General features: G+C 41.3%; 4 protein-coding genes. All 4 read right to left on the bottom strand.

Going from position 1 to position 6435, the window contains the following annotated elements; translation table 11 throughout:
• Positions 1 to 258: 258 nt before the first annotated feature.
• The 4 genes from KBF71_05185 to ybgF all read right to left on the bottom strand — a co-directional run bounded on the left by KBF71_05185 (position 259) and on the right by ybgF (position 6355).
• Positions 259 to 1635 (bottom strand): phosphoglucosamine mutase, encoded by a 1377-nt coding sequence (locus tag KBF71_05185; protein ID MBP9877712.1) that lies wholly within the window; start codon positions 1633 to 1635, stop codon positions 259 to 261.
• Between the two features lie 153 nt (positions 1636 to 1788).
• The gene (gene ftsH / locus KBF71_05180) at positions 1789 to 3741 is read right to left on the bottom strand and encodes an ATP-dependent zinc metalloprotease FtsH (GenBank protein ID MBP9877711.1); all 1953 of its coding nucleotides are present in this window, start codon (positions 3739 to 3741) and stop codon (positions 1789 to 1791) included.
• 72 nt (positions 3742 to 3813) lie between these two features.
• A complete protein-coding gene (tilS, locus tag KBF71_05175; protein MBP9877710.1) occupies positions 3814 to 5202 on the bottom strand; it encodes a tRNA lysidine(34) synthetase TilS in 1389 nt (462 codons plus the stop codon).
• Between the two features lie 7 nt (positions 5203 to 5209).
• Positions 5210 to 6355: a tol-pal system protein YbgF gene (gene ybgF / locus KBF71_05170; protein MBP9877709.1), complete on the bottom strand. Its 1146-nt coding sequence runs from the start codon at positions 6353 to 6355 to the stop codon at positions 5210 to 5212.
• Positions 6356 to 6435 lie beyond the last annotated feature (80 nt).

Raw genomic sequence — 6435 nt, 5'->3', positions numbered from 1 at the left:
TTCCTTTTTTTATGAATGATGAGCCTGTTTGGTTCATTTTTGTGGCTCCTTCATAGTTTACTATTAAGTGAAGCCGTTGATAAATCTAATTTTATCATAGGCGTCCATACCATCATTCAGAGTCGCCGTAAGGCGACGTGGAATCTCATCAAAATAAAAATTGTTATGAGATTGCAGAGACTCCACGGGCTCTTGAAGGAGCCCTCTGAGTGACGGTTCTTGCTATTTGTTTATATGGTTGTTTAAAAAAAACGGCACTCAAATATGATTACGTACTTCTTGTTCGATAGAGCTTGTGAGTGATGTCAGAACACGCATCATCAGCCCTTCATCTTCGCATTCTGCCATGAGACGAATGAGAGGTTCTGTGCCTGATTTGCGAACCACCAGACGCCCTTTTGAACCGAGTTGTTCCTCGCCTTCTTTCAGTAATTTTACGACAGAGTCTACTTTTAAAATATCAACAGAAGCAGGCAGTTTCCCTAGGTGCACATTTTTGAGCAATTGCGGGACAGGGTCAAACAGTGCGCAAACTTCACTCACGGGTTTTCCAGCTATTTGAACAGCAGCCAGAACTTGTAATGCAGCCATAATACCATCACCTGTGGTTGAAGAATCAGCCATAATGATGTGTCCAGATTGCTCTCCACCAAGATTGAAGCCGGTCTTTCTCATTTCTTCGATGACATAGCGATCGCCAACAGCTGTTCTTTTGAGTTCCATTTTGTGGCTCTGCATAAAGCGCTCGAGACCTAGGTTTGACATGATCGTTGCAACAAGGCCGTTTCCTTTAAGGCGGCCACTATCAAGCCAGCTTTTTGAGATGAGGGCCATGATTTGATCGCCATCAACGATTTTTCCTTTTTCATCACAAACAATGAGCCGATCAGCATCGCCGTCAAGAGCAATTCCGATATCAGCACCGGATGCGAGCACTGTCTCAGCTAGAAGGCTTGAGTGTGTTGCACCGCACTTGTCGTTGATGTTTTTGCCGTTCGGTGTAATGGAGATCGGAATAATTTCAGCGCCGAGTTCCCAAAGAATTTTTGGAGCCACTTTGTAAGCTGCGCCATTGGCACAGTCAATCACAACTTTAAGGCCATCAAGACGGATGTCTTTTGGAAAGCTTCTTTTTGCAAATTCAATGTAGCGCCCTGGTGCATCTTCAAGACGTTCAGCGCGTCCTAAGTGCTCTGAATCAACGTAATGAGGCGCAAGATCTTGATCAATCATTTTTTCAATCTTGATTTCCATCTCATCAGAGAGCTTATATCCATCTGGACCAAATAGTTTTAAACCATTATCGCAAAATGGATTGTGCGAGGCAGAAATCATAACGCCAAAATCAGCCTTTAGACTGCGGGTGAGCATTGCAACAGCTGGTGTTGGCATTGGGCCAACCATATAGACATTAAGTCCCATGGCGATAAAACCAGCGGTGAGAGCAGGCTCTAACATATAGCCTGAGAGTCTTGTATCTTTTCCGATAACAACGGAGTGTCGATAATTGCCTCTACGGAATTCCAGCGCTGTTGCCATTGCAAATTTGGTGACAAGATCAACTGTCATCGGGAATTTATTCGCAACGCCTCTGATACCATCTGTGCCAAAAAGTTTTCTTTTATGTGCATTCATTCTGTGCAAATCCTAATTTATCTCATATCGTCATCACGAGGAGAGTCATCAACTCGACGTGGTGATCTTTTGTATTCTACAAGAGATTGCTTTGTCGCAGCAAGTTGCTCCTCGCAATGACTGTTTTGTTTCAATAGGCCTAAGATAGCATAATTACGATGGTTTTGCATCAAAAACAGTTGCTTCGCTCTCTTTTAACGCTTTGGGTTTTCTAGCCTTTGGCGGTGATTTGGGAAGCTCACTGGTTGGTACAGAGGATTTTGATTTTGTATCTAGTTTTTTATATTCCGGCACCTTTAGATCTGTTCTGGTTATACCGTTTCCTGCCATCAAATCTCTGATCTCATCACCTGTGAGCGTTTCATATTCAATCAGCGCTAAAGCAATTTCATGCAGTTGATCAATGTGTTTGGTAATGATTGTTTTGGCATCAATATATGATTCATCAACAATTCTACGGACTTCTCCATCAACCAATTCAGCTGTTTTATCAGAAATACTTTTTGTTTGGGTGACAGAATGGCCAAGGAAAACTTCCTGAGAGTTATCGCCATATTTGATCATCCCCATTTTGTCGCTCATACCCCACTCAGTGACCATGTGTTTGGCAATGTTTGTTGCTTGCTGAATGTCAGAAGAAGCACCGGTTGTAATCATATCTTCACCAAAGATGACTTCTTCAGCGATACGGCCGCCCATGGCAACAGCCAGGTCAGCCATCAATTTAGCACGAGACATTGAAACACGATCTTCAGGCAAGCGCATCACCATTCCTAAAGCTCTGCCACGTGGAATAATGGTTGCCTTGTGAATTGGGTCGGAGTGCGTTTTGTAAAGGCTTACAAGTGCATGGCCTGCTTCATGATAAGCTGTGAGCTTTTTTTCTTGTTCTGTCATGACCATGGAGCGTCTTTCAGCGCCCATCATCACTTTGTCTTTTGCTGATTCAAGATCATCCATATCGACATATTTTTTTCCGCCACGTGCAGCAAGGAGAGCTGCTTCATTGACAAGGTTCATCAAATCAGCACCAGAAAAACCTGGCGTTCCGCGAGCAATAATGCGCGGATCGACATTGTCACTCAAAGGAATTTTACGCATGTGAACGCGGAGAATTTTTTCACGTCCTAACACATCGGGATTTGGGACAACAACTTGACGATCAAAACGACCTGGTCTTAAAAGAGCGGGGTCAAGAACATCAGGACGGTTGGTCGCTGCAATAAGGATAACGCCTTCATTGGCTTCAAAGCCATCCATTTCAACAAGGAGTTGGTTGAGCGTTTGTTCTCTTTCATCATTACCACCACCAAGACCTGCACCGCGATGACGACCAACAGCATCAATCTCATCGATGAAAATAATGCAAGGCGCATTCTTCTTCCCTTGTTCAAACATATCACGTACACGGCTTGCACCAACACCCACGAACATTTCAACAAAGTCAGATCCTGAAATTGTAAAGAAAGGAACATTCGCTTCGCCAGCAACAGCTCTTGCAATGAGCGTTTTACCTGTACCTGGAGGTCCTACTAATAGAACGCCTTTAGGGATTTTACCGCCAAGGCGTTGAAACTTTTGTGGATCCTTCAAGAACTCAACAACTTCCTCGAGTTCTGTTTTGGCTTCATCAACACCGGCTACATCCTCAAATGTCACTTTGCCTGTCTTTTCTGTGAGTAATTTTGCACGTGATTTTCCGAATCCCATCGCTTTTCCGCCACCACCTTGCATTTGACGCATAAAGAAAATCCATACGCCAATCAATAACAGCATTGGAAGAGAGGTTAGAATAAAGGATAAAAAGGTCGGTGAGTTACTATCATCTTCTTTGACAGAAATTTTGACATTATTGCTCATCAATTTGTCTGTAATATCCACATTGTGTGGTAAGACTGTGATGAAGGGTTTACTATCGTTAAAGTGACCTGTAACAGTACCGCCTTTAATCGTGACATCAGAAATTTGACCATTTTGAACTTGTGAGATAAAGTCACTATAAATAAGAGATGTTTGTCCTGGTTGTGTAGATGATGTTTGAAACAGGTTAAATAAGGTGAGAATGATAACACCAATAATCAACCATAAAATAAAATTCCGTCCCATATTATTCACAGTAACACCTCTTTCTCGTTTTGATTCTCATAGCACAAGTATTGATATGATATAAGAAAGATCCTAAAGATCCATAAACTTCATTTTCAATAGCACCTTTTCAGGTGAAAAAGCAAATTTTATAGGCGGGTTTTGACAATGATCCAAAAGTCCGTTCTTGCTTCGCCATAAAAACAGCTCCGGAATGCCTATCACGTCGCCTTGATCTATCACAACAGAAAGGCCTTTACGAAATCGTGAGATAGACACATAGGCTGGTAAAGCTTTTAAAGCTGACTCACAAATGGTCTTATTCATCCAAGCTCTTGTTAAGATTGATGATCCTTTGATTATTTCATAAGATCGACCATCTTGAGCATGTGCCATCTGTGAGTCAGGGGTTCCAGCCTCACTGTAAATATATAATGCATTCCCTTCTTTTTTTAAAGGGGCAATTGCAAATTCACATCCTCCAAAAACGATAAAACCGGATCCTTTTGCAGATATTTCTTTGAGTTTATTGTAGAAATTTTCTTTTTTTATTTTTTTAAAAAAAGAAAAACGACCCTGAATCATTTCAGTTAGTTTTGGGAGTAGTCTCATTGCTATGTCAGGCTCCAGATCCAAAAAAGCGCTGATTGAGACTTTTAAACAAGGGTATTGTGAGATGCTAACATGTTGATCAATAAAGTTAAAAAGGCTCTTATCCATCTTTTCTCGCACGGAAATTGCTTGCTTCATCATTGGTACAATTCGATTTTTCTGTGAAAGCCATTCTTTTGAGAGGGTTTTTCGAATACGAATACGTTCAAAAGTTAGATTTTCGTTAGAGGGGTCTGTGATGTAAGGAATGCTCATTGAATCACAATATTGCAGAATTTGATTTTTACTCACATCAAGCATAGGACGTGCAATTAAAATATCTCGGGTTGCACGCATCAATGGCATGACGGCGAGTCCATAAAGATCGCTTTTACGTTTTTCCCGCATGATAAAGGTTTCGAGTTGATCATCAAAATGCTGTCCTAAGAGCAAAAGCGAGGCATGAATCTGTGCGCATTTTCGCTCGAGTTTTTCATACCGCGCGTCTCGAGCCTTTTCCTGGATTGCTTTGACAGGTGGATGTTTTTCAAATTCATCGAGAGTCAATGTATCATGATTGATTTTGAGCTTGGTGCAATAGTCTTTGACGAATTGTGCCTCTGCAGCAGCCTCAGGTCTGAGCCTGTGATCAACTGTTAAAACAGTTAGCTTGAGCGATTTATTTTTGACATAAGAAGAGGCAAGAGAAAGTAGGGCCATGCTATCAGATCCGCCAGACACAGCAAGAGCAATATGAGAGATGGACGCTCTTTGATAGAAAGTTTCATTCAAATCTATAATCTGATCCATCTTCCCAGCGAAGTGATGTTGCAGGCGATTCGTGATTTGCTCTAGTGAGATAGATTGGTTGAAGAAATGAAAATGATGCATGACAACATCATGGCTTTTTAGCCGCGGCACCTTTGCAGGACAACTTTGTTTCTTCTGTTTCCACGCGCTTCATAATTGAAGAAGGGGCCTTTGGAAATTTTTTATGAAACTGAGCAAAGGTAACGCAAGCTTCTTCTGATTTTTTCAATGCAGAAAAAGACATGCCGAGTTTAAACAAATTATCAACGGCCTTTGTATGAGCTGGATATTTTTTATAGCCATCAGCAAAAGCGACAACGGCTTCATCATATTTTTTACGCGCATAGTAAGTTTCTGAAAGCCAGTAATGAGCATTTGCTGCAAGTGGATCTTGAGGATACTTCGCTAAAAAGGCTTTGAATTCTTTTTCTGCAGCATCATAATCTGGTTTTCTGAGCAAGGCAAAAGCCGCTTCATAGACTTCACGTGGTGTTGTAGCCTTAGATGTAGCTGCAGGTGCTTTTGCCGCAAGAGCTGGATCAGGCTCGCTCATATCTTGTACTTTGATACCGCTGGTATTTTCAAGATTTTGTTTGTTTGTTGGTGTCGGGCCTTGAGCTGGGGGTGTTGCTGGTTTTTGTGTTGTTGTTTTTTCACCAAGTGTTTCAGGCTCTTTTACAGTTGGTTTTTTAGGTTCTTCAGTTGTTTTAGGAGCTGCATCTTGTTGTTTGGTCTCAGCAGGCTGATTAATAACCTCATTTGTTTTTTGAACTTGAAAGCGTTCTAGTTGTTCGATGCGCATCTCAATTTGAGAAAGGCGATAGTCAATGTCAGAATTAGCTCTTTCTACTTTTTCTTGTACCTGTTGTGCGCGATAGTTGCTCTCTTCAAAAATACCTGTCATTTTTTGAACTTCTTGTTGCAGGGCTGAGAGTCTAACTTCAAAATCAGTTGCAATAGAGCCTTCAAACCCAGAATCTTTACTTGAGGATCCGGTCGAAACACGTTGAGGAGCTGTTTTTGTGTTATTTGCATTTGCGCGAATCATCTGAACTTGTCGTTCAGATTCTTTTTTGAGGAAGATAATTTCTTGTTCCATACTTGACATTCTCTGCTGAACAGCTTCTAAATCAGCTTCTTCAGCACGTAAATTTGATGAGAAGCAGATGCTTGCAACGGAACAGAATAGCAGAGCTATCAGTTGAGATTTTGATTGTTTGGATAAAATGAACATGACCAATCCTCGGATAAAATGAGTGCTTTGAACCTAGCTAAGACTAACAAAATTTTATAGTTAAAGACAAGAGAAACTTC

The organism is Alphaproteobacteria bacterium (genome assembly GCA_018063245.1).
GTDB lineage: Bacteria > Pseudomonadota > Alphaproteobacteria > JAGPBS01 > JAGPBS01 > JAGPBS01.
This window is presented reverse-complemented; position numbering and strand designations above follow the sequence as displayed.